At 77.0% G+C, this 235-nt stretch carries 1 protein-coding gene; it reads right to left on the minus strand.

Annotated elements, in window-relative coordinates; all coding sequences use genetic code 11:
* A partial coding sequence (locus ACQG3P_RS24065; RefSeq protein ID WP_426806454.1) for an efflux RND transporter permease subunit occupies positions 1 to 235 on the minus strand: 235 nt, incomplete at both ends.

Genomic DNA, 235 nt, shown 5'->3' on the forward strand with positions numbered 1-235 from the left:
CCGCCGCCCCCCACCCGCGCGAGCGCACCGCCCCCGGTGCCCCTGGAGGTCATCACCCCCGGCCGCAGGCGCACCCAGGCCGCTACGCCGATGGCCCGGTGCACGTCGCGCCCTCCGTCGCGCAGCTGGGTGCCGAACTCGCCGATCAGGCTCCCGGTCTCCGCGGCAAGGCCGACCAGCAGCACGATGCCGCTCTGGCTGACCAGGTTGCTGGTGCCCCCGCGCACGCACAGGC

The organism is Stenotrophomonas sp. SrG, assembly GCF_050031795.1.
In the GTDB taxonomy this organism is placed as follows: Bacteria; Pseudomonadota; Gammaproteobacteria; order Xanthomonadales; family Xanthomonadaceae; genus Stenotrophomonas; species Stenotrophomonas rhizophila_A.